The organism is Castellaniella defragrans, from assembly GCF_014203015.1.
GTDB classification, from domain to species: domain Bacteria; phylum Pseudomonadota; class Gammaproteobacteria; order Burkholderiales; family Burkholderiaceae_B; genus Castellaniella; species Castellaniella defragrans.
The window spans coordinates 63,797-85,928 of record NZ_JACHIB010000016.1 but is presented as its reverse complement, the minus strand read 5'-3'; the positions used below and the strand labels follow the sequence as shown (position 1 = coordinate 85,928).

The window sequence follows — 22,132 nt, the reverse complement described above, 5'->3', positions numbered from 1 at the left end:
CATCTCAGATACAGGAAAACGTCATGAGTCAATCCGCCACTTTCGGCGCGGTCGCGCCGGAGGCTTCGCCTCGCCTGGGCTACGCCTATTACGTCACTTTCGTCCTGCTGTTCGCCTACACGCTGTCGTTCGTCGACCGCCAGATCCTGGGGCTGCTGGTGCAGCCCATCAAGCAGGACCTGCATCTGGCCGACTGGGCCTTCAGCATCGTGCATGGGTTCGCCTTCGCCATCTTCTATGCCCTGATGGGCATTTTCCTGGGCCGCGTGGCCGATCGCTGGAACCGCCGCAATCTCATCGCCATCGGCATGGTGCTCTGGGTCCTGGCCACCGGCGCGGGCGGCTACGTCACGGGATTCGCCACGCTGTTCCTCGTCCGCATGCTGGTGGGCGTGGGCGAGGCGGCCCTGTCGCCCGCGGCCTATTCCATGCTGGCCGACTATTTCCCCCCCGAAGGGCGCGGCCGCGCCATGAGCATCTATACCTCCGGGGTGTATATCGGCTCGGCGATGGCGTTCATCGTCGGCGGCGTGGTGATCCAGGCGGCCAGCCAGGCCGGCCAGGTGGCGATTCCCCTGCTGGGCGTGTTCAAGCCCTGGCAGGCGGCGTTCATCTACGTGGCGCTGCCGGGCATTCCGGCGCTGATCCTGATCGCCACCGTGCGCGAGCCGATCCGGCGGGGCCTCGCGGCCCTGAAGGACGGGCGCGCCGCCCTGCCCCGCAGCGATCCCGCGGAACCCGCGCCGAGCCTGGCCTACGTGCTCCAGCACCCGGGCGTCTACGTGCCGCTGCTGCTGGCCCCGGGCGTGACGGCCATGGTGACTTTCGGGATCACCGCCTGGCTGCCCGCGACCTTCATCCGCCAGTGGGGCTGGACGCCCGGCGAGATCGGGCCGGCCTATGGCCTGATCATCCTGACGTGCGGCATCGGCGGCATGCTGATCAGCGGATTCCTGGCGGATTGGCTGACCCGCAGCGGCAGGCTGGTGGGCTCCGTGGTCATCTCCCTGGCCGCCACCCTGGTGCTGATCCCGGCCGGCCTGCTGCTGGCGTTCACGGATTCGCCCACCGTCGCGCTGGCCGCCGTGGCGCTGACGACGTTCTTCCTGGGCATGCCGGTGGCGCTGGCGCCACCCATCCTGCAGGCCGTCACGCCCAATCAGCTGCGCGGCCAGGTGACTTCCATCTACCTGCTGCTGGTCAATCTCATCGGCCTGGGATGCGGTCCGTTCCTGGTGGCCTTCTTCACCGACTTCGTCTTCCATGACGAAATGAAGGTGGGCCTGTCTCTGGGCCTGGTCTGCGCGCTGGCGGCCGCGCTGGGGGCCGTCTGCCTGGCGGCCGCCATCATTCCCTACCGCAAGCTGATGGCCAGGCTGGAAGCGACCGCGCCGGAGGCCGCATGAGCGCCGGCCGTCCCCGCTACGAGGCGCCGCTGCGCGACATCGGCTTCGTCCTGGAGCAGTGGCTGGACGCCCCTTCGGACTGGAAGCGCATGCCCGCCTACGAATCGCTCGACGCCCCGACTGCGCGCATGATCTGCGAGGCGGCCGGCCAGTTCTGCGGCGACGTGCTCGCGCCGCTCAACGGCAGCGGCGATCTGCAGGGCTGCGCGTTCGACGGCGCAGCGGTGCGCACGCCGGATGGTTTCGCCGCGGCCTACCGGGCCTACGTCGAGGCGGGCTGGCCCGCGCTGGCGTGCGATCCGGCCGACGGCGGCCAGGGCTTGCCGGAGCTGCTGGATGCCGTGCTCAACGAGATGATCGTTTCGAGCAATCATGCCTGGGCGATGTATCCGGGCCTCCTGCGAGGCGCCTGCCTGTGCCTGCGCGCCCATGCGCCGCAATGGATCCGCGAGACCTATCTGCCGCATCTGGTGCGCGGAGACTGGCTGGCCACCATGTGCCTGACCGAGCCGCAGGCCGGCAGCGACCTGGGGCTGCTGCGCACGCGGGCGCGCGCCTGCGAAGACGGCAGCCATCGCATCGAGGGCAGCAAGATATTCATCTCGGGCGGCGACCACGACCTGACCGAGAACATCGTGCACCTGGTGCTGGCGCGCCTGCCCGACGCGCCGTCCGGCACCAAGGGGCTTTCGCTGTTCCTGGTGCCCAAGCGGATCCCGCGGGACGAGGGCGGATGGGAGCCCAACGCCGTCCATTGCGACGGCATCGAAAGCAAGATGGGCATCAAGGGCAGCGCCACCTGCACCTTGCGGTTCGAGGATGCCCGCGGCTGGCTCGTCGGCGAGCCGCATCGCGGCCTGGCGGCCATGTTCGTCATGATGAATTCGGCGCGCCTGCATGTGGGCCTGCAGGGGCTCGGGCATGCCGAGATGGCCTATCGGCTGGCGCTGGACCATGCGCGGGAACGCCTGGAGGCGCGGGCGCTGCCGCGCGCCGAAGGCGCCCGCGGGCCGGCCGGCGCGGCGGGCTTCCATGCGCCGGTGGGCCGCATGCTCGCGGACCTGCGGGTCTGGACGGAAGGCATGCGGGCGCTGGGCTACTGGGCCGGCCATCTGCTCGACCAGGCGGCGCATGCGCCCGACGCGGCCGGGCGGGCGCGCGCCCGCGACCTGGCGGCCCTGCTGACGCCGGTGATCAAGTCCTTTTTCACCGAACGGGGCTTCTCCCTGGCCAGCGAGGCCCTGCAGGTGTTCGGCGGCTATGGCTACGTGCGCGAATACCGGATCGAGCAGATCGTGCGCGACAGCCGGGTCGCCATGATCTACGAAGGCACCAACCAGATCCAGGCGATGGATCTCCTGCGGCGCAAGGTGCTGGCGCCCGGGGCGGGCCTGGAGCCCCTGCTGGAGGTCCTGCGCGCGGAAGCCGCGGCCGCGCGCGCCAGCGCCCCTGCGCGCCCCCTGGCCGAGGCGCTGCAGGCGTGGTGCGAACGGCTGGACGACGCCACGCGGGCCCTCGCCGCGGATGCCGCGATCGATCCCGGCCTTCCCGCGCGGGCCGCGGAGGACTACCTGCGCCTGGTGGGGACGGTGGCCCTGGCCTTCGCCTGGTGCCGCGCCGCGCGGGTCGCCACGGCTGCGTTCGAGGACAAGCGCGAGAGCGCCCGCCATTTCTTCCGCTACGGGCTTCTGGATGCCGAGCACTGGCTGCGCCGCATCCAGGCGGCCCGCGATCCTGAAATACAAAGGAGACATCCATGATGCATCAAGAGGTTCGATGGGCACTGGCCACCGGCGCGCTCCTGGGCGCGGCCGCCGTGTCCGCGCAGGACAGCATGCAGATCTACGGCGTGGCCGACACCGGCATCGAATATCTCGACCACATCGCCGAGGGCGGGACGCTCACGCGCATGCCGGCGGTCACGGCGGGGCACATGCCGTCGCGCCTGGGGTTCAAGGGCGAGGAGGACCTGGGCGGCGGCTTGAAGGCGGTGTTCGTCCTGGAGACGGGCATGGCCCTGGGGACGGGCAGTTTCATGCAGAGCGGGCGCAGTTTCGGCCGCCAGGCCTATCTCGGGCTGAGCGGCGACTGGGGCACGCTGGCGCTGGGCCGGCAGTACGCCATGGGCCTGTACGCGATGATGGGGTCCGATCTGATGGGCCCCGCCGTGTACGGCCTGGGCTCCCTGGACGCCTACCTGCCCAACCAGCGCCTGGACAACGCCTTCACCTATCGCGGGACGTTCGGCGCCTGGACGCTGGGCGCGGCCTACTCCAATGCCCGCGACGGCAGCGCCCCGTCGAACTGCGGACCGCAGCACGGCAGCGCGTGCGCCGCCTATTCGGCCCTGGTCAAATACGACAACCGGCGATGGGGCGTGGCGCTGGCGCACGACCGGCTCAAGGGGGTGAAGGGTTCGGGCTTCTTCGGCCAGCCCGCCGGCCTGACGATCGGCGACGGCAGCCGGGACGACCATACCTATCTGACGGGCTACGTGATGGTCGGCGGGACGCGGCTGGGCGCAGGCGTCATCCGCCGCGAGCTCGAAGCGGTGGGCGAGACCTACCGCAGCAACCAGTACTACGCCGCGGTGAGCCACCCGCTGACGCGGGCGGTGACGCTGGACGCCACCTACACCTATCTGGATGCCGATCGCTCCGGCGCCGATGCCCAGCTTCTGTCCGTGCGCGCCACCTACAGCTTCAGCCGGCGCACCGCCGTGTATGCGCTGGCCGGCCATGTGTTCAATGGTTCGCGGGTGGCCTACAGCGTTTCCGGCGGGAGCGCCGTGCCCGCATCGCCCGGGGTGGGCCAAGGCCAGACGGGCCTCATGGCGGGGCTGCGCCATCAGTTCTGATCCGCGGGCGGCCCGGCGCGCGCGGGGGGCTGTGCTATGCTCAACCGTCATCCATGCCCCCCTCCCCACTCGCGCCGTGTCCCCCGTTTCGCATTCGGAAATCGATCAGTCGCGCCTGACGCGTTTTCTGGGGTTTCGCCTCACACGGGCAAAAGTGCAGGTCCACAAGATCTTCCTGCGCCGCCTGTCCGTCCTGGAGCTCAGCGCCACCGAATTTTCCGTGCTGGTGCTGGTGGGCGCCAATCCCGGCGTCTATCTGCGCCAGCTGGGTTCCGCGCTGGATGTCTCCCCCCCCAATCTGGTGGCCGTGGTCGATCGGCTGGTGCAGCGCGGGGTCCTGGCGCGCCTGCCCAGCGCGGAGGACCGCCGCCTGCAGGAACTGCACCTGACCGATGCGGGGCGCCATCTGCTGGCTCGGGCGGAAGCCCAGGTGGAAATGTTTGAAACCGGCCTGGAGCAGTCGCTGTCGGCGGCGGAGCGGCGCTGCCTGGATTCCGCGTTGAAGAAGCTCGCCGCGTTCGATCCGCCCCGCGCCGATCCTTCGGGCGATCCTCGGGACGATCCGAATCAGGCTGGAGCTTGATAATTATCATTTGCGTTTGCCGGCTTCCATGTCCACAATCCAGAGGATCGATTCCGGCTGCCGCATATGTCTTCCCGTTCTCCCCTGACCTCCGTCCCGCCTTCCGGCGGCCTGTCCGTTCGCGGCGCGCGGCGCCGTGCCCTGCTGGGCCTGGCGCCCGCCCTGGGCCTGCTGTCGGCCGCGCCGGCGCGCGCGCAGCAGGCGGCCGATGCGTCCGCGGCGCCGCTGGACCGGCCGCTGGTGCTGTCGGGGCCGCCCGCCACCGTCTCCTACCCCCTGGTCCATCTGGTCGATTCCGGCGCCCTGAACGACGTGGCGCCCGGCGCGCGCTTCCAGCTGTGGCAGAACCCGGACCAGCTGCGCGCCTGGGCGGTGCGCGACGGCGCGGATTTCATGGCCATGCCCTCCAACGTGGCCGCCAACCTGTACAACCAGGGCGTGCCGCTGCGCCTGCTGAACGTCTCCACCTGGGGGATGCTGTGGCTGGTGACGCGCGACGCGTCGCGCCGGACGCTGGAAGACTTCCGCGGCCAGGAAATCGCCATGCCCTTCCGGGCGGACATGCCCGACATCCTGTTCGGCCTGCTGGCGACCCGCCTGGGGCTGGATCCGAAACGGGACTTCTCGCTGCGCCACGTGCCCACGCCCTTCGACGCCATCCAGCTGCTGCTGACCCGGCGGGTGGACCACGCGCTGCTGCCCGAGCCGGCGGTGTCGATGGCGCTGCGCAAGAGCGATTCCTTCCCGGTGTCGATCGTGGCGCCCACGCTGTATCGCGGCGTGGACCTGTCGCAGGCCTGGGGCCGCATCCTGGAACGCGAGCCGCGCATCCCTCAGGCCGGCCTGGCGGCCGTCGGGCCGCTGCACGCGGATGCGCGCCTGGCCGACCGGCTGCGGCGCGGCTATGCCGATTCGCTCGCCTGGTGCCTGGCGCATCCGCAGGAATGCGGCGAAGCCGTGGCGCGGCACATTCCCATGCTGACGCCCGAGGCGGTGGCCGACTCGATCGCGCAGGCGCGCGAACGCGCGGTGGACGCGCGCGAGGCCCGGCCCGAACTGGACTATTTCTTCCGCTGCCTGCTGGACGGACAGCCCGCGCTGGTCGGCGGACGGCTGCCCGACGATGGCTTCTACGCCTAGAGGTCCGCTGGATGCGGCCGCGCGGCCGGACGCATCCGCCGAAGGATTGGCCGCCGTGCCGCGGCGGCTGGCCGACGGCGCGGGCGCGGCCCTGGCCTATCTGTGGAGCGGCTGGGGCGCGGTGGCGAGCCTGCTGCTGTTCTGCGCGCTCTGGGAATGGGGCGGCCAGTACTACGGGCCGCTGATCCTGCCCGGGCCGCTGGCCACCTTCGAGCGGCTGGGCGACATGCTGGCCTCGGGCCTGGCCGCGCCGGAGCTGTGGATCTCGGCCCGCCGCACGCTGACGGGCCTGGGCGCGGCGGTGCTCGCCGGCAGCGTGCTCGGCATGCTGGCGGGGCGCTCCGTGACGGCGGCGCTGCTGTCCCGCCCGCTGGTGACGCTGCTGCTGGGCATGCCGCCCATCGCCTGGCTGGTGCTGGCCATGCTGTGGTTCGGCATGGGCGACGCCACGCCGGTATTCACGGTGGCCGTGGCCTGTTTCCCCATCGTCTTCGCCGGCGCGATGCAGGGCGCGCGCACGCTGGACGGCCAGCTCACGGACGTGGCGCGGGTCTACCGGCTGCCCTGGTGGACGACGCTGTTCGACGTGCACCTGCCGCACGTGGTGTCGTACCTGCTGCCGGCCTGGATCACGGCCTTGGGGATTTCCTGGAAGGTGGTGGTGATGGCCGAACTGCTGGCGGCCTCGGACGGCGCGGGCGCCGCGCTGGCGGTCTCGCGCGCGCAGCTGGACATGGCCGGTTCGATGGGCTGGATCGTGGCGGTCCTGGGGCTGCTGCTGGCCATCGAATACCTGCTGCTGGAGCCGCTCAAGCGCACGATCGAGCGCTGGCGCGCGGCGGACGCGCCATGAACGCCCTGAGCATCCGCCGCCTGGGCCACCGCTACGGCCTGACGACCGTGCTGTCGGACGTGAGCCTGGACCTGAAGGCGGGCGAGACGCTGGCGCTGGTCGGCCCCTCGGGCTGCGGCAAGAGCACGCTGCTGCACATCGTCGCCGGCCTGCTCGACCCCTACGAAGGGCGGGTCCGCTCGACGTTCGGCAGGATCGGCTGCATGTTCCAGCAGCCCCGGCTGATGCCCTGGAAGAACGCCCTGGACAACATCGCCCTGGGGCTGAAGGCGCAGCGCGTGCCGGCGGCGGCGCGGCGCCGCCAGGCCCTGGACTGGGCGGCGCGCCTGGGCCTGTCCGCCGAGGACGGGCACAAGTATCCCCACGAGCTGTCCGGCGGCATGCAGAGCCGCGTGGCGCTGGGCCGCGCGCTGGCGGTGGCGCCCGAACTGCTGCTGCTCGACGAGCCGTTCTCCGCGCTGGACGTGGGCCTGAAGCTGGAACTCTACGCGGTGCTGCGCGAGCAGGTGGAGCGAGGCGGCAGCGCGGTGCTGATGATCACGCACGACCTGATGGAGGCCGTGCGGCTGGCCGACCGCATCGCCGTGATGGGCAGCGGACCGGGGCGCGTGCTGCACGAATTCGCCGTCGACCGGCCCCGCAGCGCGCGCGACGAGGCCTGGATCCACCGGACCACGGCCGAGCTGATGGATGTTCCGCCGGTGCGGGAATGCTTCGGGCTGGCGCCGGCCCGGCCCCCAGTGCCTCCGGCCCGGCCTCCCGTCCTGGAGGCCGGGGCATGAAGCCCGATTCCCACCCCCTGTGGTTCTGCGGCTTCCGGCCGTTCTTCGTGCTGACGGCCGCGAGCGCCGCCGGCTTCCTGGGCGTCTGGCTGCTGCTCCTGAGCGGCGCCGGACCGTCGGGCTGGCAGCCGCCGGGCGGCGTGCTGCTGTGGCATGCGCACGAGCTGGTGTTCGGCTTCGGCATGGCGGCCGCGGCGGGGTTCCTGCTGACGGCGATTCCCGAATTCACCGGCGCCGCCCCCATCGCGCCCCGTCCGCTGGCGGCGCTGGCGCTCCTGTGGCTGGCGGCCCGGGCGGCCTATGTGCTGGGCCAGTGGCTGCCGCCCGCCGCGGCCGCCGTCCTGGCGGGAGCGCCCAATCTGCTGTTCACGGCGCTCCTGCTGGGGCGCCTGGCGCCGGCGCTGTGGCGCGACCCGCGCCGTGCGCACCTCGGCTTCGCCTGGGTCCTGGGCGGCCTGCTGCTCGCCCAGGCCGGCTTCTTCGCCGCGCTCGCCCTGGGCGGCGACGGGCTCGTCTGGATCCACGGCGCCATCGACCTGACGATGATCCTGATCCTGCTCGCGGGCAGCCGGGTCTCCATGAGCGTGCTCAACGGCTACATCGAGGCCGGCCGCCCGGGCGCGCCGCCGCCGACGGACAGCTACCTGGCCCGGCCGCCGCGCCGCTACCTGGCGATCTTCGCCATCGGGCTGTGCGGCGCGGCGCAGGCGGGCCTGGGCGACGGCCCCGTGGTCGGCTGGACGGCGCTGGCCGCCAGCGCGGCGGTGCTCAACGTGCTGAACGACTGGCACGTCGGGCGGCCGCTGTTCACGCGCTGGGCGCTGATGCTGTACGCCTGCTTCTGGTTCATCGCCCTGGGCTACGGCGCCATGGGGCTGGCCTGGCTGCTGGACGCCTGGCCGGTGTCGGCGGCCCGTCACCTGCTGACGGCGGGGGCGATGGGGCTGTCGATCTTCGCCATCATGAACCTGGCGGGGCGCATCCATTCGGGGCGCTGGCTCGACCGCAGGCCGTGGCTGCCCGCGGCGGCCTGCGCCCTGGTTGCGGCCGCCCTGGCGCGCGCCGCCGCCGGCCTGCCGGCGCTGGCGCCGTGGTCCGGCGTGCTGATCCTGGCGGCCGGCGCGGTCTGGGCGGGCGCCTACGCGGTCTACCTGGGACACGCCTGGCCGGCCCTGGCCGGGCCGCGCACCGACGGGCGCGCGGGCTGCGCCGAGCCCCCCGGCAAGCAGCCCGGACCCACCTCGGGCCCGGAATCGGGCTGCTGAGACTGCATGCCCGCCCGGGCCGGGTAAAATCCCCGCAGCGTCCCCGCACGGACGATTTCCCGGATCCGTGGTGGACTTTCATCGGATCCCGTGCCGCTCTTCTAGGATCCGCTGTGCCCGAACTGAAAAACGACACCTTCCTGCGCGCCCTGCTGCGCCAGCCCGTGGCCTACACCCCGCTGTGGATGATGCGCCAGGCCGGGCGCTACCTGCCCGAATACAACCAGACCCGGGCGCAGGCCGGATCCTTCATGGGGCTGGCCCAGAATCCGGAATACGCCTGCGAGGTCACGCTGCAGCCGCTGCGGCGCTTCGACCTGGACGCGGCCATCCTGTTTTCCGACATCCTTACGGTGCCCGACGCCATGGGGCTGGGCCTGCAGTTCGTCGCGGGCGAAGGGCCGCGCTTCGAGCGCCCCCTGAGCGACGAGGCCGCCATCGAGGCCCTGCGGGTCCCCGACCTGGACCGGCTGCGCTACGTGTTCGACGCGGTGTCGCTGATCCGCCGCGAACTGGCCGGCGCGGTGCCGCTGATCGGGTTCTCCGGCAGCCCCTGGACCCTGGCCTGCTACATGGTGGAAGGCGCGGGCAGTTCCGACTACCGCCGGATCAAGACGCTGCTGTACGGCCGGCCCGATCTGCTGCACCGCATCCTGTCGGTCAACGCCCAGGCCGTGCAGGCCTATCTGAACGCCCAGATCCAGGCGGGCGCCCAGGCCGTGATGGTGTTCGACAGCTGGGGCGGAGTGCTGGCCGACGGCCTGTTCCAGCAGTTTTCCCTGGCCTACACCCGCCAGGTGCTCGATGGCCTGATCCGCGAGCACGAGGGCCGGCGCGTGCCCGTCATCGTCTTCACCAAGGGCGGGGGGCAATGGATCGAGGACATCGCCGCCAGCGGCTGCGACGCCGTGGGGCTGGACTGGACGGCCAACCTGGCCGCCGCCCGGCGCCGGGTGGGCGACCGGGTCGCCCTGCAGGGCAACCTGGACCCCATGACCCTGTTCGGCGGCGATGCGGCGATCCGCACCGAGGTCCGGCGGGTGCTGGCCGATTTCGGCACGGTCGGGGCCGGCGGCCACGTCTTCAACCTGGGCCACGGGATTTCCCAATACACGCCGCCGGAGGCCGTGTCCGTCCTGGTGGACGAGGTCCACGCCGCCAGCCGCGCGTATCATGAGGGCTGAGGCGGGACGCGCGAGAGTCCCCGCGGATTTCTTCGTGCCCGCCGGGTCCGGCTGGCAGGCAGGCTGCGAGGCAGGCACGCCAAAGGCGCGGTCCGGATGCTTCCGTCCGGAGTGCTTCCGTCGTCTTGGGCCCTCGCCGCGTCCGTGTTCTTTCCGCGGCCCGCGCCGGGCTCCCGGGAGCCGGGGTTTTGCGCCGCGCGGCGTCCCGAAAGCGGGGCGCCGCGGCCTGTTTGAAGGCGAAAATCCCGCCTGACGCGGCCTGCGGCGGATTCCAGGTTTTGTGCTTATGCACAAAAAAATCCAGCATCAGGGTTTACGAGCATCATTGCAGACCGATTCTTGCTATGCGCTGTAAACCATTGTTTTCAAAGAATTAATTAGTCTTTGCTACAGATCTTAAAGAGACTTGACCATTTGGGCGGCTTGGTGTTGACCCCATTGTGCTGCGATTCTCCACAAAGTTATCCACAGGCCGGGCGCGACGGCGCGGCGGCGGTCTGGCCGTGGCCGTGAAACGCCCGACGGATGCGGGTTCCGGACGGGGCTCCGGGCAGGCGGGCGGTCCCGGCGCCGCGGTCCCGGCCACCGTTACGGCCGCCGTGCAGCCCTCCGGGGCGCCCGCCGGGACGGGTGAAACCGTCTACCTGGCCGTGGCGCTGGACGTGCCCCTGCCCGGCCTGTTCGATTATTCCCACGACCGGCCGGTGGCGCCCGGGGTGCGCGTGCGGGTGATCTTCGGCCGCCGCGCCATGGTGGGCATGGTCTGGGCCGTGCGCGAGGCGCCCGGCGTGGCGGCCGACCGGGTGCGGCCGATCGAGGCGGTACTGGACGACCTGCCGCCCATGCCGGCCGACTGGCTGCGCCTGGCCGAATTCGCCGCCCACTACTACCACCGGCCGCTGGGCGAAGTGCTGCTGCCGGTGCTGCCGCCGTCCCTGCGCCGGCCCGCCGCCTACACCGGTGCGCGTTCGGCGGGCGGGCCGGTGTGCCGCGCCGACCGGCGCCCCGGAGCCTCGCGCGCCGCCCGCAAGCGCAAGGGCGCCGCCCAGGCCGTGCCCGCCGATGCGGCGGATGCGGCCGAAACGGCCGCTGGCGCGGACGCCGCAGCGCCTCAGGCTGCCGATCCGGTACGGGACGACGCGGGCCCGGCCCTGACCGAGGCCCAGACCCGCGCCCTGGCCGGCTTGCGGGAACTGCTGGCGGCCGGCGCCGGCGTGGCGCTGCTGCATGGCGTGACGGGCAGCGGCAAGACCGAACTCTACCTGCGCCTGGCGCAGCAGGTGATCGCGGCGGGGCGGCAGGCGCTGCTGCTGGTGCCGGAAATCAATCTCACCCCGCAGCTGGAACAGAGCGTGCGCGCCCGCCTGGGCGACCGGCTGGCGGTGATCCACAGCCGCCTGTCCGAGGGCGACCGCCTGCGCGCCTGGCTGGGGGCCTCGCGCGGCCAGGCCGACATCCTGCTGGGCACGCGCCTGGCTCTGTTCACTCCCCTGCCGCGCCTGGGCCTGATCGTGGTCGACGAGGAGCACGATGCGTCCTACAAGCAGCAGGACGGCCTGCGCTATTCGGCGCGCGACCTGGCGGTGTGGCGCGGCCACGACCTGGGCGTCCCGGTGGTGCTGGGCTCGGCCACGCCGTCCCTGGAGACCTGGCGCCACGCGCAGGAAGGCGACTACCGGCTGCTGTCGCTGCCGGAGCGCGCGCAGGCCCAGCCGCTGCCGGAAATCCGCCTGGTGGACACGCGCCGCGCCCGGCTGGAGCAGGGCTTCACGCCCCAGCTGCTGGACGCGCTGGAAGACCGGCTGGCGCGGGGCGGGCAGAGCCTGGTGTTCATCAACCGGCGCGGTTACGCGCCGGTGCTGCGCTGTCCGTCCTGCGCCTGGGTCAGCCAGTGCCGGCGCTGCACGGCGCACATGGTGCTGCACCGCCTGGGCGGGCGGCACGTGCTGCAATGCCACCACTGCGGCGACGCCATGCCGGTGCCGCGCGCCTGCCCCGACTGCGGCGACCCCGACATCCAGCCCATGGGGCGGGGCACGCAGCGGGTCGAGGAATTCCTCGCGCAGCGCTTTCCCGGCGCGCGCGTCCTGCGCATCGATGCCGACGCCACCCGCCTCAAGGGCAGCGCCGAGGCCCTGTTCGCCCGGGCGCATGCCGGCGAGGCCGACATCCTGGTCGGCACGCAGATGGTGTCCAAGGGGCATGATTTCGCGCGCCTGGGGCTGGTGGGCGTGCTGAACGCAGACGCCATGCTGTTTTCCCAGGACTTTCGCGCGCCGGAGCGGCTGTTCGCGCAGCTGATGCAGGTGGCCGGGCGCGCCGGCCGGCGCGAGGGCGGCGCCCAGGTGATCGTGCAGACCGACTACCCGGAGCAGACGGTCTACCAGGCGCTGCTGCGCCACGACTACGCGCGCTTCGCCGCCCACGCCCTGGAAGAGCGCCGGGACCTCGGACTGCCGCCGTTTTCCAGCCAGGCGCTGCTGACGGCGCAGGCGGTCCAGGTGCGCGACGCGCTGGATTTCCTGGCGGTCGCGCGCGCCCGGGCGCGCGCCCTGCCCGAGGCCGCCGGCGTGCGGATCCACGATCCGGTGCCGCTGCGCATCGTGCGCGTGGCGCGCGTCGAGCGCGCCCAGCTGCTGTTCGAGTCGGACGGGCGCGGCGCGCTGCACCGGCTGCTGCGGGCGCTGCTGCCCGGCCTGGACGAACTGGCCCGGGGCGCCGTCCAGCACTGGGGGATCGAGATCGATCCCCAGGAGATCTGAGGCCGTGGCCCCGGTTCCGCCCCGCATGCACGCGCCGGCCGAGGCCGCGCTGCGCGCGTCCGCCGCCCTCCCGCCGGGATCCACCCTGCCGCAGGGCCTGAACGCCCGCCAGCGCGAGGCCGTGCTCTACCTGGACGGCCCCTGCCTGGTGCTGGCCGGCGCGGGCAGCGGCAAGACCCGCGTCATCACCCAGAAAATGGCCTATCTGCTGCGCGAATGCGGCTACCAGGCCCGCCACGTGGTGGCGCTGACCTTCACCAACAAGGCGGCGCGCGAAATGAACGAGCGGGTCCGCACCCTGGTGGATCCGCGGCTGCTGCGCGGACTGACGGTGGGCACCTTCCATTCCCTGGGGCTGCGCTTCCTGCGCGAGGAATACGCCGGCGCGGGCCTGAAGCGCGGCTTCTCGATCCTGGACGCGACCGACGCCCAGGGCATCGTCCAGGAACTGCTGGCCACGACCGACCGCGCCCGCCTGCGGGCCGTGCAGCAGACGATCTCCCTGTGGAAGAACGCCCTGCTGGACCCGGACGGCGCGGCGCGGGTGGCCCAGGGACCCGACGAGGCCGAGGCCGTGCGCGTCTACCGCAGCTACGAGGCGACCCTGCGGGCCTACCAGTCGGTGGATTTCGACGATCTGATCCGCCTGCCCGCGCGGATGCTGGCGGCCGACGAGGCCCTGCGCGCGCGCTGGCAGGCGCGGGTCCAGTACCTGCTGGTGGACGAATACCAGGACACCAACGCCTGCCAGTACCAGCTGGTGCGCATGCTGTGCGGCGACCGGGCCATGTTCACGGCGGTGGGCGACGACGACCAGGCCATCTACGCCTGGCGCGGCGCCACGGTGGAAAACCTCGCCCAGCTGGCGCGCGACTATCCCTCGCTGCGGCTGATCAAGCTGGAGCAGAACTACCGTTCCGTCCAGACCATCCTGGAGGCGGCCAACCGGGTGATCGGCCACAATCCCAAGACCTTCGACAAGACCCTGTGGTCGGACCTGGGGGCGGGCGAACCCATCGTGGTCACGCCCATGGATTCCGACCTGGCCGAGGCCGAATCCATCGCCATGCGCCTGTCGGCGGCGCGCTTCGAGCGCCAGGCGCAGTGGAAGGACTTCGCCGTGCTGTACCGGGGCAACCACCAGGCCCGCGTGATGGAGCAGGCCCTGCGCACGCTGCGGATCCCCTACACGGTCTCGGGCGGGCAGAGCTTCTTCGACAAGGCCGAGATCCGCGACGTGCTGGCCTGGCTGCGGCTGATCGCCAACGAGGACGAGGACCCCGCCTTCATCCGCGCGGCGACCACGCCCCGGCGCGGCATCGGCCAGGGCACCCTGCAGGCCCTGGGAGCCGAGGCCGCCCGGCGCGGCGTGTCGCTGTACGCGGTGGCCGCCGACGTGTCCGAGGCCGTCCTGCCGGCGCCTCGCCAGCGCGAGGCCGTGCGCGACTTCGTCCGGCTGGTGGACCATTTCCAGGCGCGCGCGGCGCGGCGCGGCGGCGCGGTGCCGCCCCTGCCGGGCGCGGCGGTCCAGGGCGACCTGCTGGCCTTCGATCCGGATCCGCCGGCCTTTGACGCAGACCCGCCGGCCTTTGACGCGGATGCCGTGCCGGCGGCGGGGGCGGCCACCGGCGTCGATGGCCTGCGCGGCGACGATGCCGCGCGGGTGCTGGACGACCTGCTGGCGGCGATGAACTACGAGCGCCACCTGTACGACACGCTGGACGAACGCCAGGCGCAGTCCCGCTGGGCCAATGTGCTGGAACTGCTGGAATGGCTCAAGCGCAAGGCGGACGAGGACGACATGACCCTGCTGGAGCTGGTGCAGCACGTTGCCCTGGTCACCATGCTGGAGCGCGCCGACGACGAGGAGCCCGACGCGGTCAAGCTGTCCACGCTGCATGCGTCCAAGGGGCTGGAATACCCCCACGTCTACCTGATCGGGGTCGAGGAAGGGCTGCTGCCGCACCGGGGCGGCGATGACGAGGGGGACGTCAGCGAGGCCGCCGTCGCGGCCCGGGCGCGCCGCATCGAGGAAGAGCGGCGCCTGATGTACGTGGGCATCACGCGCGCGCAGCGCACGCTGCGCATCAGCTGGTGCCGCAAGCGGCGGCGCGGGCGCGAGGACGTGATCTGCGAGCCCTCGCGCTTCATCGCGGAGATGGGGCTGCAGGCCGAAGCGCCCCGTCCGGTCGGCGACACCGACCCGGACCGGACGCTGGACCGGCTGAAGGCTTTGCTTAAGAAGCGCTGATTACCAGGGGGTGCGGCTGTAGCGCATGTCGCGCGCGCGGGCCTCGGCCTGGGCGTTGATGACGTTGGCCAGGAAGCGGCCGGTGGCGGCGGCGCCGCGGCCGATCAGGCGGCCCAGGCTGCGGATGGCCTTGCCCAGTTGCAGCGGCTGCTGCGTGGCGTCGAGGAGGGAGCGGCTGTAGGCGCGTTCGAGGGCGTCGGACAGCAGATTCGGGGTTTGCGTGGCGTACATGACTGACTCCTGTTTCAGAAGCTTCAGATTTCAACAGGAGTCAGTATAGGGTAAACCCTAGGATAAAGATAGGGGAAAACCCTAATAAGAGAACAGCGCCCGAAACCGCTGCCGAAAAACAACGGGGCGGCCTGCGGGCCGCCCCGATTCGTTCGGCACATGATGGTTCGCAGAGGGTCGTCCGGGATTGGGGCATCCCTCCACGTCGCGGCCTGCAGGCCGCTCCGATTCGCCAGGCACACAATAGTCCGCAGGGGACTATTGTGTGTCCGGGCTCATCCCTTCCGTGCGAAGAACTTCTGGAAGGCCGCCTGGGCCTCGGGCGATTTCAGGCGCTCGAAGAACACGGCCGCCTCGGCGTCCAGGACGCGGTGGACCTCGGCGCGCAGGGGCTCGCGCAGCAGGCGCTTGCTGGCGCGCACGGCCTGGACCGGCTGGGCGGCCAGCGCCTGGGCGCAGGCGCGCGCCTGCGCCAGCGGGTCGTCCGCCACGGCGGTCAGCAGCCGGCCGGCCAGGGCGTCCCCGGCGCCGAAGGGGTCGGCGCCCAGCAGCCACTGGGCGGCCCTGCGGTCGCCCGCGAGCCGGGGCAGCAGGTAGCTGGAGGCGCCTTCCGGGCACAGGCCCAGGGACACGAAAGGCAGGCGGAACACCGCGTCGGGGGCGGCGTAGACGAAATCGCAGTGCTGCAGCAGCGTGACGCCCACGCCCACCGCCTGGCCCTGGACGGCGGCGATCACCGGTACGTCCACCGACGCCAGCGCGTGCAGGAACGCGATCGAGCCCACGTCGCGGCTGTCCTGCGGCATCTGGAATTCCGCCAGATCGTTGCCGGCGGTGAAGTGCCCGCCCGCGCCGTGCAGGATCACGGCGGCGCAGGCGGCATCCGCGTCGGCCTCGCGCAGGGCGCGCTCGATGTCGCGGTACATGGCGTCGGTCAGGGCGTTGCGCCGCTCCGGCCGGTCGATGAGGATTTCCAGGACGGCGTCCCGGCGCTCGGCGCGGATCATGCGCGCACCTCCTCGACGAAGCCGTCGCGCAGCGCCTGGGCGGCCTCGCGGTATTCGTCGCGCAGGCGGGCGACGATGTCCGCGGTGGGCAGCACGCTGTCGATGTTGCCCACGCCCTGGCCGGCGCCCCAGATGTCGCGCCAGGCCTTCTTGCTGTCGCTGCCGAAGTTCGTGCTGTGGGCGGCCGGCAGATTGTCGGGATCCAGGCCGATGTTGCGCACGCAGGGTTTCAGGTAGTTGCCCGGGATGCCGGTGAAATAGGGGGTGTAGACGATGTCGGCGGCGGCCGTGTCGACGATCATCTGCTTGTATTCGGGCTGGGCGTTGGCTTCGGCGCTGGCGATGAAGCGCGTGCCGACATAGGCGAAATCCGCGCCCATGGCGCGCGCGGCCAGCACGTCCTGGCCCCGGCTGATGGCGCCCGACAAGCAGACCGGGCCGTCGAAGATGCGCCGGACTTCGCCCAGCAGCGCGAAGGGCGACAGCGTGCCCGCGTGGCCGCCGGCCCCCGCGCACACCAGGATCAGGCCGTCGACGCCCGCGTCCAGCGCCTTCTGCGCGTGGCGCAGCGTGGTCACGTCGTGGAAGACCTTGCCGCCCCAGCCGTGGATCGCGTCCACCACCTGGTTGGGCGCGCGCAGGCTGGTGATGATCAGCGGCACGCGGTGCTCGGCGCAGACCTCCAGGTCGTGCTGCAGCCGGTCGTTGGACTGGTGGATGATGTGGTTGATGGCGTAGGGCGGGATCGGCCGGTCCGGATCGGCGGCGCGCAGGGCCGCCAGGCTGGTCTCGATCTGCGTCAGCCATTCGCCCAGCTTTTCCTGGGGCCGCGCGTTGAGCGCCGGCATCGAGCCGATGATGCCGCTGGCGCACTGGGCGATCACCAGTTCCGGATTCGAGACGATGAACATGGGCGCCGCCATGACGGGCAGCGTCATGGATTGGTGCAGCGCCGTGACGATGGGGTGGGGCATGAGGATGTGTCTCCCGCGTGAGGATGAGGCCGCCCCGCCGGCCGGGGCGGCCGTGACGCCGCCCGTCGGCGCCGGTGCGGGCGGACGGACCCCGGCTGATCCGCCGGGTGGTGCCCCATTCTAAATCAAACGATTGTTTGAAAACATAGTGGATATACCGAGATCGGAGCGGCAAAGATACGGGTGCTGCGACAGGCCCGGTGCTGCGGAAGAATCATCCGGCCGGCTCGAACGCGTAAAGAATCCTGCAGGGCCGGCCTTCATGCTGAACGCGCAACTCGCGCATGTGCGCGTGTTTCGATCCCGTGATGCCTGCGGTATGGGGAAAGCCGGGGCGCGGTAGGTGCGGTCGATCGGGCCGGAGCGCCGCGCCGGCTGGAACATGAAAAACCCCGGCGCTGCGGCCGGGGCGCGGAGCCGCCCTGGAGGCGGCCGGTGGCGCTGGGCGCCGAACGTCCGGGGGACGTTTACTTCGCGGCGTTCACCATGTATTCGATGGCGGCCTTGAGCTCTTCGTCGGAGGCTTGCGAGCCGCCGCGCGGGGGCATGGCGCCCACGCCGGAGATGGCGTTCTTCAGCATGGTGTCCAGGCCCGTCTTGACGAAGGGTTCCCAGGAGGCCTTGTCGCCGAACTTGGGCGCGCCGGCCAGGCCGATCGAGTGGCAGGTGATGCAGACCGACTCGTAGAGCTTCTTGCCGACGGCGTTGCCGGCATCGGCTTGGGCTTCTGCCTTGGGCGCGGGCTGGGCCTCGGCCGGCTTGGCTTCGGCGGCCTTGGGAGCTTCCGCCGGGGCGGCCGGCGCGGCGGGCGCCGCTTCGGCCTTGGCGGCGGGGGCGGCTTCGGCCTGGGCGGCGTCGCCGGCGGCCGGCTCCTTGGGCTCGTCGAAGCTGGCGCCCGAATGGTTGGTCATGTAGACCACGGCGCGCGCGACCTCGAAGTCGTCCAGCGAGGCGTTGCCGCCCTTCGGGGGCATGGCGCCGATGCCGTGGATGGCGTTCTTCACCAGGTCTTCGTAGCCCTGCTTGATGTACTTGGCCCAGGCGTCCTTGTCGCCGAATTTCGGCGCCCCCGCCACCCCCGTGCCGTGGCAGGCCGAACAGGTGGACTGGAAGACCTGCTCGCCGGTCTTGAAGACCTTGGGCGCGTCGGCGTCGACCAGCTTGAACCCCGCCACGGGCTGGATGCGCCGCGCGATGGCCTCTTCCGACTGGCTGTCCGAGCCGGCGCCCGTGCGGATGGACGTGCCGACCAGATTGACCAGCAGGATGATGATCGCGATCGGGATCAGAAAGGCCAGGATGACGGTGATCAGCAGCTGACGCGGGGTCTTGATGGCGCTTTCGTGTCCGTGGGCGTGTTCGGGGAGGCTCATGATGGGATCCTGATAATCGTTCGTGTTACAGGCTTCAACCGAAGATTATAGCGACTGGCCTGTGCGGCTGCATGGTGCGAGCCGGCAGGTATGAGCAAGCCGCGTGCGGGCAGGGACCGCGCCGGGGCGCGGGCGATTCGCGGCCGGTGTGGCCGTGCGTTGCCGCCGGGCCAGCAGCGGACGCGCAAACACGATACAATGGCGTCCCCGTGCCGCAATGGCACGGGCGCTCGCGTCGGCTCCTTGGGGCCCTGGCCGGGCGGACCCGCCGGCTCCCCGCCGGCGCACTGCGCGCCTGTAGTTCAATGGATAGAATGGAAGTCTCCGAAGCTTCTGATACAGGTTCGATTCCTGTCGGGCGCGCCACGCATGAGTCCGGGTACCGGGTAAAGCCAGGACAATTCCAAGTCACCCGCTGCGGCATGAAAGGCATAGAGGCCGCGACGGCCGACACGGCGCATTCGTTCGGCCGCCATACGCACGACCAGTACGGAATCGGTGTTTTGTTCAAGACGGCCGCAAGCGCGTGGTGCACAGTGGTTCAAAACACGCTTGAGCGACCGGCATGCCTCGGGTTGCGCGCATGCGCGCCGATGGACGAACCGCCAGAGCGGCGCATCCGCCATCCGTCCGGACACGCGCCGTGCGCTGATCGTCGCCGAGGCCCTGCACGACGCCGCCGGTGACGACATCATCCGTCTGGTCTCGATGCTCGGCGAGGCATTGAGGGCCACCTGGCCCGGCTGTGCCTTGGTTCCGGTGGCGCCGCGCACGGAGGAGCCGCAATGAGCCCGGCATTCTTCCGCACAGTGCGGGTGATCGCGCCGCGCCGCCCGGCACGGGCACTGCCCATAAATCCCCCTCAGCACACCGGCGCCGGCCCCAGCGCCGCGTGGAAGCGCGCCACGTAGTCCTCGAACGAGATCGTATCGGCGGCCTCGATGGCGGCCTGGTCGGCGATGGATTTCCGGGCGGCCGCGTCGTAGGCCGCCAGGGTGTCGTCCGGCAGGCCGCGCGCGCGCAGGAATTCCCAATGGCTCTGGCTTTGCGCCAGGGTCCAGTCGTGGAATTCCCGGCCGCCCTCGCGCAGCGCGGCCAGCAGGCGGGCCGAGGGCGTGGCGTCCGGGTCGCGCGCCTTGGCGCGCTGCGGGTCCAGGGCGGCGGCGTGGCCGCCGTCGCCGGAATGCGCATCCAGCAGCCGGGCATAGGGCTCGATGCGGTCCAGCGCCTCTTCGGCCCAGTCGCGCAGGCTGGTGGCACAGCCGTCGCGCTGCAGCAGCAGGTCGGGGCGGCGGCCTTCGCGGGCGACCAGGGCGAAGTTGTCCTGGCTTTCCTGGCAGAAGCCGGGCGGCGGGAACAGCGGGCTTTCCTCGACCGCGCAGTACAGCAGGAAGGCGTCCAGGAAGCGGCTGGTCTGGACCGCGATGCCGGCGGGCGCCCAGGGATCGATGTCCATGCAGCGCACCTCGATGTACTGGATGCCGCGCTGGCGCAGCACGGTGTTGGGCCGTTCGCAGCGGCCCGTGGTCTGCTTGGGCCGGATGCTGGAATAGTATTCGTTCTCGATCTGCAGGGTGTTGGTGTTGAGCTGGATGCGCCGGTCGTCGCGGTGGGTGCCGATGGCCTCGTAGGCGGGCCAGGGGGTGGTGACGGCGCGGTGGATGCGGGCGGTGAAGGTGTCCAGGTCGTTGTAGCAGAGCTGCAGGTCGGACTGGATCGGGCTCTTGTAGCCCAGGTCGCTCATGCGCAGGCTGGTGGCCCAGGGCATGCAGTAGGTGTCCGGGCTGAGCCGCGTGAGCCGCGTCTCGTAGCCGGCGCGCTGCAGGAAACTGCGCGACACGGCGGGCGAGGCCCCGAACAGATACATCAGCAGCCAGGCGTGGCGCGTGAAATTGCGGATCAGGGCCATGTAGCCGGTGTTGCGGCGGTCCTGCGGCGTGTCGCCATCGGCCAGCAGGTCCCAGGCGGCCTCGGGCAGCGAGAAGTTGTAGTGCACGCCGGCGATGCATTGCATGACCTTGCCGTAGCGCCAGGCCAGGCCCAGGCGGTAGACGTGCTTGAGCATGCCGGTGTTGGACGTGCCGTACCAGGCGACGGGGATGTCGGCTTCCGGCGGCAGGTGCGCCGGCATGGACTGGTTCCAGATCGGCTCGCCGGGATTGCGCAGGGCGACGAAGCTGTGGATGTCGGTCAGCTCGCCGATCAGCGACTCGGCATCGGGCAGGGGGCGGGTGATGAGTTCCAGCAGGGATTCGGAATAGTCGGTGGTGATGCGGGGGTTGGTCAGTGCCGATCCCAGCGCGGACGGGTGCGGCGTCATGGCCAGGTTCCCCGATGCGTCCACCCGCAGGCCTTCTTTTTCGATTCCGCGCCGGATGGCGCGCAACAGTTCTGGTTGCGCCGCCAGGTGGGCGCGCCGTTCCGAGGCCAGGCTCATGATGAATGGGTACCGGGTTGGTCTGAATAGGAGGATTTTAGCTGCATCGCCGGACGGCCCGGTCCGGAGGTGCGCCTGGAATCGCAGGCCTGCCCCGGTACGGCATCCCGCCTGGAATCGCTGCCCTGTCCCGGTGCGGCGGCCCGCGCCGGCTCGATGGCGCGCCGCGGGGCCGGAGCGCGCGACGTACAATGCGGCCGATGGGGCCCGGCGCGGGACCGGGCGATCGGCGAGGGGGGGGGCTCGTGTTCAGGATTCTGGCGGTGGTCGGTTGCTGCGCGGCCTTGCTGGCCGCCTGTTCGCCCACCTTCGACTGGCGGCCGGTGGCTTTCGGTCAGGACGGCGCGGCCGGGGTCCTGCCGGATACGCCGCAGGCGCAGACGCGTCCGGTGGCCTTCGAGGGCCGGACGCTGGATCTGACGATGCGCTCGGCGCAGGCCGGCGGCGTGCTGTTCGCGCTGGGGGCGGCGCCCCTGCCGCCCGATTGGGCCGCCGACGAGCCGGCCCGGCGGCGCCTGGCCCGCTGGGCGGTCGAGGCCCTGTACCGCAACGCCGGCGCGGAGCCGCCCGGCCCGGACGCCGATCCGGAGCGGCGGTTTTCATTCGAGGGGCGGGGGCCGCAAGGCCCCGTGCGGGTCGAAGCGCAGGTCAGGGTGACGACGACCGAATGGCTGGAGGCCGTGGTGATTGCCGGCCCCGATGACCATGCGCGCGCGCCGGTGGATGATTTCTGGCTGTCGCTGCGCTGGCCGGACGGGGCGGTCTCAGCAGGTCCTGGCGCATTGCCGCGGTGATGGCGGCCTGGCGGGTGCGCACGTCCAGCTTGTCGCAGGTGTTGGCGATGTGGAAGTTGGCGGTTCGCTCGCTGATGCCCAGGATGCGCCCGATTTCCCAACTGGTCTTGCCCTGTGCCGCCCAGTACAGGCACTCGTGTTCCCGCTCGGTCAGCCGCTTCATGTGACGCGCCCCCCCCTTGTTTCTTATATGCCCTAATGAAAGTTATCGTGAGCAAATGTATCACCATCGT

Annotated in this window: 18 protein-coding genes, 1 tRNA gene and 2 pseudogenes; 14 read left to right on the top strand and 7 right to left on the bottom strand. The window is 71.3% G+C overall.

Annotated features, from left to right (window positions below; all coding sequences use genetic code 11):
• The first annotated feature begins 23 nt into the window (after positions 1 to 23).
• The 11 genes from HNR28_RS13710 to HNR28_RS13660 all read left to right on the top strand — a co-directional run bounded on the left by HNR28_RS13710 (position 24) and on the right by HNR28_RS13660 (position 15,083).
• The gene (locus HNR28_RS13710; RefSeq protein ID WP_151024540.1) at positions 24 to 1,406 is read left to right on the top strand and encodes a spinster family MFS transporter; all 1,383 of its coding nucleotides are present in this window, start codon (positions 24 to 26) and stop codon (positions 1,404 to 1,406) included.
• Entirely contained in the window at positions 1,403 to 3,166 is a 1,764-nt protein-coding gene (locus tag HNR28_RS13705; protein ID WP_151024539.1) for an acyl-CoA dehydrogenase, read from the top strand. Before HNR28_RS13710 ends, HNR28_RS13705 begins: the two co-directional genes overlap by 4 nt.
• Positions 3,163 to 4,263 carry a porin gene (locus HNR28_RS13700; protein ID WP_244978302.1) on the top strand — a complete coding sequence of 367 codons (1,101 nt, stop codon included), beginning with the start codon at positions 3,163 to 3,165 and terminating at the stop codon, positions 4,261 to 4,263. The genes HNR28_RS13705 and HNR28_RS13700 overlap by 4 nt, the downstream gene beginning before the upstream one ends.
• Before the next feature lie 154 nt (positions 4,264 to 4,417).
• Positions 4,418 to 4,846, top strand: a complete 429-nt coding sequence (locus tag HNR28_RS13695; RefSeq protein ID WP_249043892.1) for a MarR family winged helix-turn-helix transcriptional regulator — start codon at positions 4,418 to 4,420, stop codon at positions 4,844 to 4,846.
• 66 nt (positions 4,847 to 4,912) lie between these two features.
• Positions 4,913 to 5,986 (top strand): ABC transporter substrate-binding protein, encoded by a 1,074-nt coding sequence (locus HNR28_RS13690; protein ID WP_211369302.1) that lies wholly within the window; start codon positions 4,913 to 4,915, stop codon positions 5,984 to 5,986.
• A gap of 55 nt (positions 5,987 to 6,041) precedes the next feature.
• Positions 6,042 to 6,839: an ABC transporter permease gene (locus tag HNR28_RS13685; RefSeq protein ID WP_249043891.1), complete on the top strand. Its 798-nt coding sequence runs from the start codon at positions 6,042 to 6,044 to the stop codon at positions 6,837 to 6,839.
• Complete coding sequence (locus tag HNR28_RS13680) at positions 6,836 to 7,621, top strand: ABC transporter ATP-binding protein (protein ID WP_151024537.1); 786 nt, start codon at positions 6,836 to 6,838, stop codon at positions 7,619 to 7,621. Before HNR28_RS13685 ends, HNR28_RS13680 begins: the two co-directional genes overlap by 4 nt.
• Positions 7,618 to 8,886 (top strand): NnrS family protein, encoded by a 1,269-nt coding sequence (locus HNR28_RS13675; RefSeq protein ID WP_184142961.1) that lies wholly within the window; start codon positions 7,618 to 7,620, stop codon positions 8,884 to 8,886. The genes HNR28_RS13680 and HNR28_RS13675 overlap by 4 nt, the downstream gene beginning before the upstream one ends.
• 113 nt (positions 8,887 to 8,999) lie before the next feature.
• Entirely contained in the window at positions 9,000 to 10,070 is a 1,071-nt protein-coding gene (hemE, locus tag HNR28_RS13670; RefSeq protein WP_151025639.1) for a uroporphyrinogen decarboxylase, read from the top strand.
• 599 nt (positions 10,071 to 10,669) lie between these two features.
• On the top strand, positions 10,670 to 12,832 hold the full coding sequence (locus HNR28_RS13665; protein ID WP_322789942.1) for a primosomal protein N': 2,163 nt from the start codon (positions 10,670 to 10,672) through the stop codon (positions 12,830 to 12,832).
• Positions 12,833 to 12,857: 25 nt separating this feature from the next.
• On the top strand, positions 12,858 to 15,083 hold the full coding sequence (locus HNR28_RS13660; RefSeq protein WP_151025541.1) for a UvrD-helicase domain-containing protein: 2,226 nt from the start codon (positions 12,858 to 12,860) through the stop codon (positions 15,081 to 15,083).
• Here the strand turns inward: HNR28_RS13660 and HNR28_RS13655 are convergent, their stop codons facing one another.
• The 5 genes and pseudogenes from HNR28_RS13655 to HNR28_RS13640 form a co-directional block, all read right to left on the bottom strand.
• On the bottom strand, positions 15,084 to 15,314 hold the full coding sequence (locus tag HNR28_RS13655; protein ID WP_043685183.1) for a hypothetical protein: 231 nt from the start codon (positions 15,312 to 15,314) through the stop codon (positions 15,084 to 15,086).
• A gap of 275 nt (positions 15,315 to 15,589) precedes the next feature.
• Positions 15,590 to 16,321, bottom strand: coding sequence for an enoyl-CoA hydratase-related protein (locus HNR28_RS13650; protein WP_184142958.1), 732 nt, complete (start codon positions 16,319 to 16,321; stop codon positions 15,590 to 15,592).
• Positions 16,318 to 17,295, bottom strand: coding sequence for an NAD(P)H-dependent flavin oxidoreductase (locus HNR28_RS13645; RefSeq protein WP_043685178.1), 978 nt, complete (start codon positions 17,293 to 17,295; stop codon positions 16,318 to 16,320). Before HNR28_RS13645 ends, HNR28_RS13650 begins: the two co-directional genes overlap by 4 nt.
• Positions 17,296 to 17,518: 223 nt before the next feature.
• Positions 17,519 to 17,635 (bottom strand): annotated as a pseudogene (locus tag HNR28_RS18560) (type II toxin-antitoxin system RelE/ParE family toxin); the annotation flags it as partial.
• Positions 17,636 to 17,762: 127 nt separating this feature from the next.
• Positions 17,763 to 18,671 carry a c-type cytochrome gene (locus HNR28_RS13640; protein ID WP_409360345.1) on the bottom strand — a complete coding sequence of 303 codons (909 nt, stop codon included), beginning with the start codon at positions 18,669 to 18,671 and terminating at the stop codon, positions 17,763 to 17,765.
• A 288-nt stretch (positions 18,672 to 18,959) separates the two neighbouring features.
• Between HNR28_RS13640 and HNR28_RS13635 the strand changes: the two genes are divergently transcribed.
• Together HNR28_RS13635 and HNR28_RS13630 are read left to right on the top strand one after the other, a co-directional pair.
• Positions 18,960 to 19,034: transfer RNA gene (locus HNR28_RS13635), tRNA-Arg, on the top strand.
• Positions 19,035 to 19,220: 186 nt separating this feature from the next.
• Positions 19,221 to 19,457, top strand: coding sequence for a hypothetical protein (locus tag HNR28_RS13630; protein ID WP_151024594.1), 237 nt, complete (start codon positions 19,221 to 19,223; stop codon positions 19,455 to 19,457).
• Positions 19,458 to 19,530: 73 nt separating this feature from the next.
• Here HNR28_RS13630 and gshA read toward each other — a convergent pair whose 3' ends face one another.
• Positions 19,531 to 21,108, bottom strand: a complete 1,578-nt coding sequence (gene gshA / locus HNR28_RS13625) for a glutamate--cysteine ligase (protein ID WP_409360344.1) — start codon at positions 21,106 to 21,108, stop codon at positions 19,531 to 19,533.
• A gap of 242 nt (positions 21,109 to 21,350) precedes the next feature.
• Here gshA and HNR28_RS18830 point away from each other — a divergent pair, with 242 nt between their 5' ends.
• The gene (locus HNR28_RS18830; RefSeq protein WP_244978310.1) at positions 21,351 to 21,899 is read left to right on the top strand and encodes a hypothetical protein; all 549 of its coding nucleotides are present in this window, start codon (positions 21,351 to 21,353) and stop codon (positions 21,897 to 21,899) included.
• Positions 21,900 to 21,951: 52 nt separating this feature from the next.
• Here HNR28_RS18830 and HNR28_RS18825 read toward each other — a convergent pair.
• Positions 21,952 to 22,062 (bottom strand): annotated as a pseudogene (locus HNR28_RS18825) (helix-turn-helix domain-containing protein); the annotation flags it as partial.
• Positions 22,063 to 22,132 lie beyond the last annotated feature (70 nt).

What these genes read in the sequence shown, in the direction of transcription:
- HNR28_RS13710 (WP_151024540.1), top strand. Translation starts at nt 24, where the DNA reads ATGAGTCAATCCGCCACTTTCGGCGCGGTCGCGCCGGAGGCTTCGCCT.
- HNR28_RS13645 (WP_043685178.1), bottom strand. Translation starts at nt 17,295, where the DNA reads ATGCCCCACCCCATCGTCACGGCGCTGCACCAATCCATGACGCTGCCC.
- HNR28_RS13700 (WP_244978302.1), top strand. Translation starts at nt 3,163, where the DNA reads ATGATGCATCAAGAGGTTCGATGGGCACTGGCCACCGGCGCGCTCCTG.
- HNR28_RS13675 (WP_184142961.1), top strand. Translation starts at nt 7,618, where the DNA reads ATGAAGCCCGATTCCCACCCCCTGTGGTTCTGCGGCTTCCGGCCGTTC.
- HNR28_RS13660 (WP_151025541.1), top strand. Translation starts at nt 12,858, where the DNA reads ATGCACGCGCCGGCCGAGGCCGCGCTGCGCGCGTCCGCCGCCCTCCCG.
- HNR28_RS13690 (WP_211369302.1), top strand. Translation starts at nt 4,913, where the DNA reads ATGTCTTCCCGTTCTCCCCTGACCTCCGTCCCGCCTTCCGGCGGCCTG.
- HNR28_RS13680 (WP_151024537.1), top strand. Translation starts at nt 6,836, where the DNA reads ATGAACGCCCTGAGCATCCGCCGCCTGGGCCACCGCTACGGCCTGACG.
- HNR28_RS13705 (WP_151024539.1), top strand. Translation starts at nt 1,403, where the DNA reads ATGAGCGCCGGCCGTCCCCGCTACGAGGCGCCGCTGCGCGACATCGGC.
- HNR28_RS13650 (WP_184142958.1), bottom strand. Translation starts at nt 16,321, where the DNA reads ATGATCCGCGCCGAGCGCCGGGACGCCGTCCTGGAAATCCTCATCGAC.
- HNR28_RS13655 (WP_043685183.1), bottom strand. Translation starts at nt 15,314, where the DNA reads ATGTACGCCACGCAAACCCCGAATCTGCTGTCCGACGCCCTCGAACGC.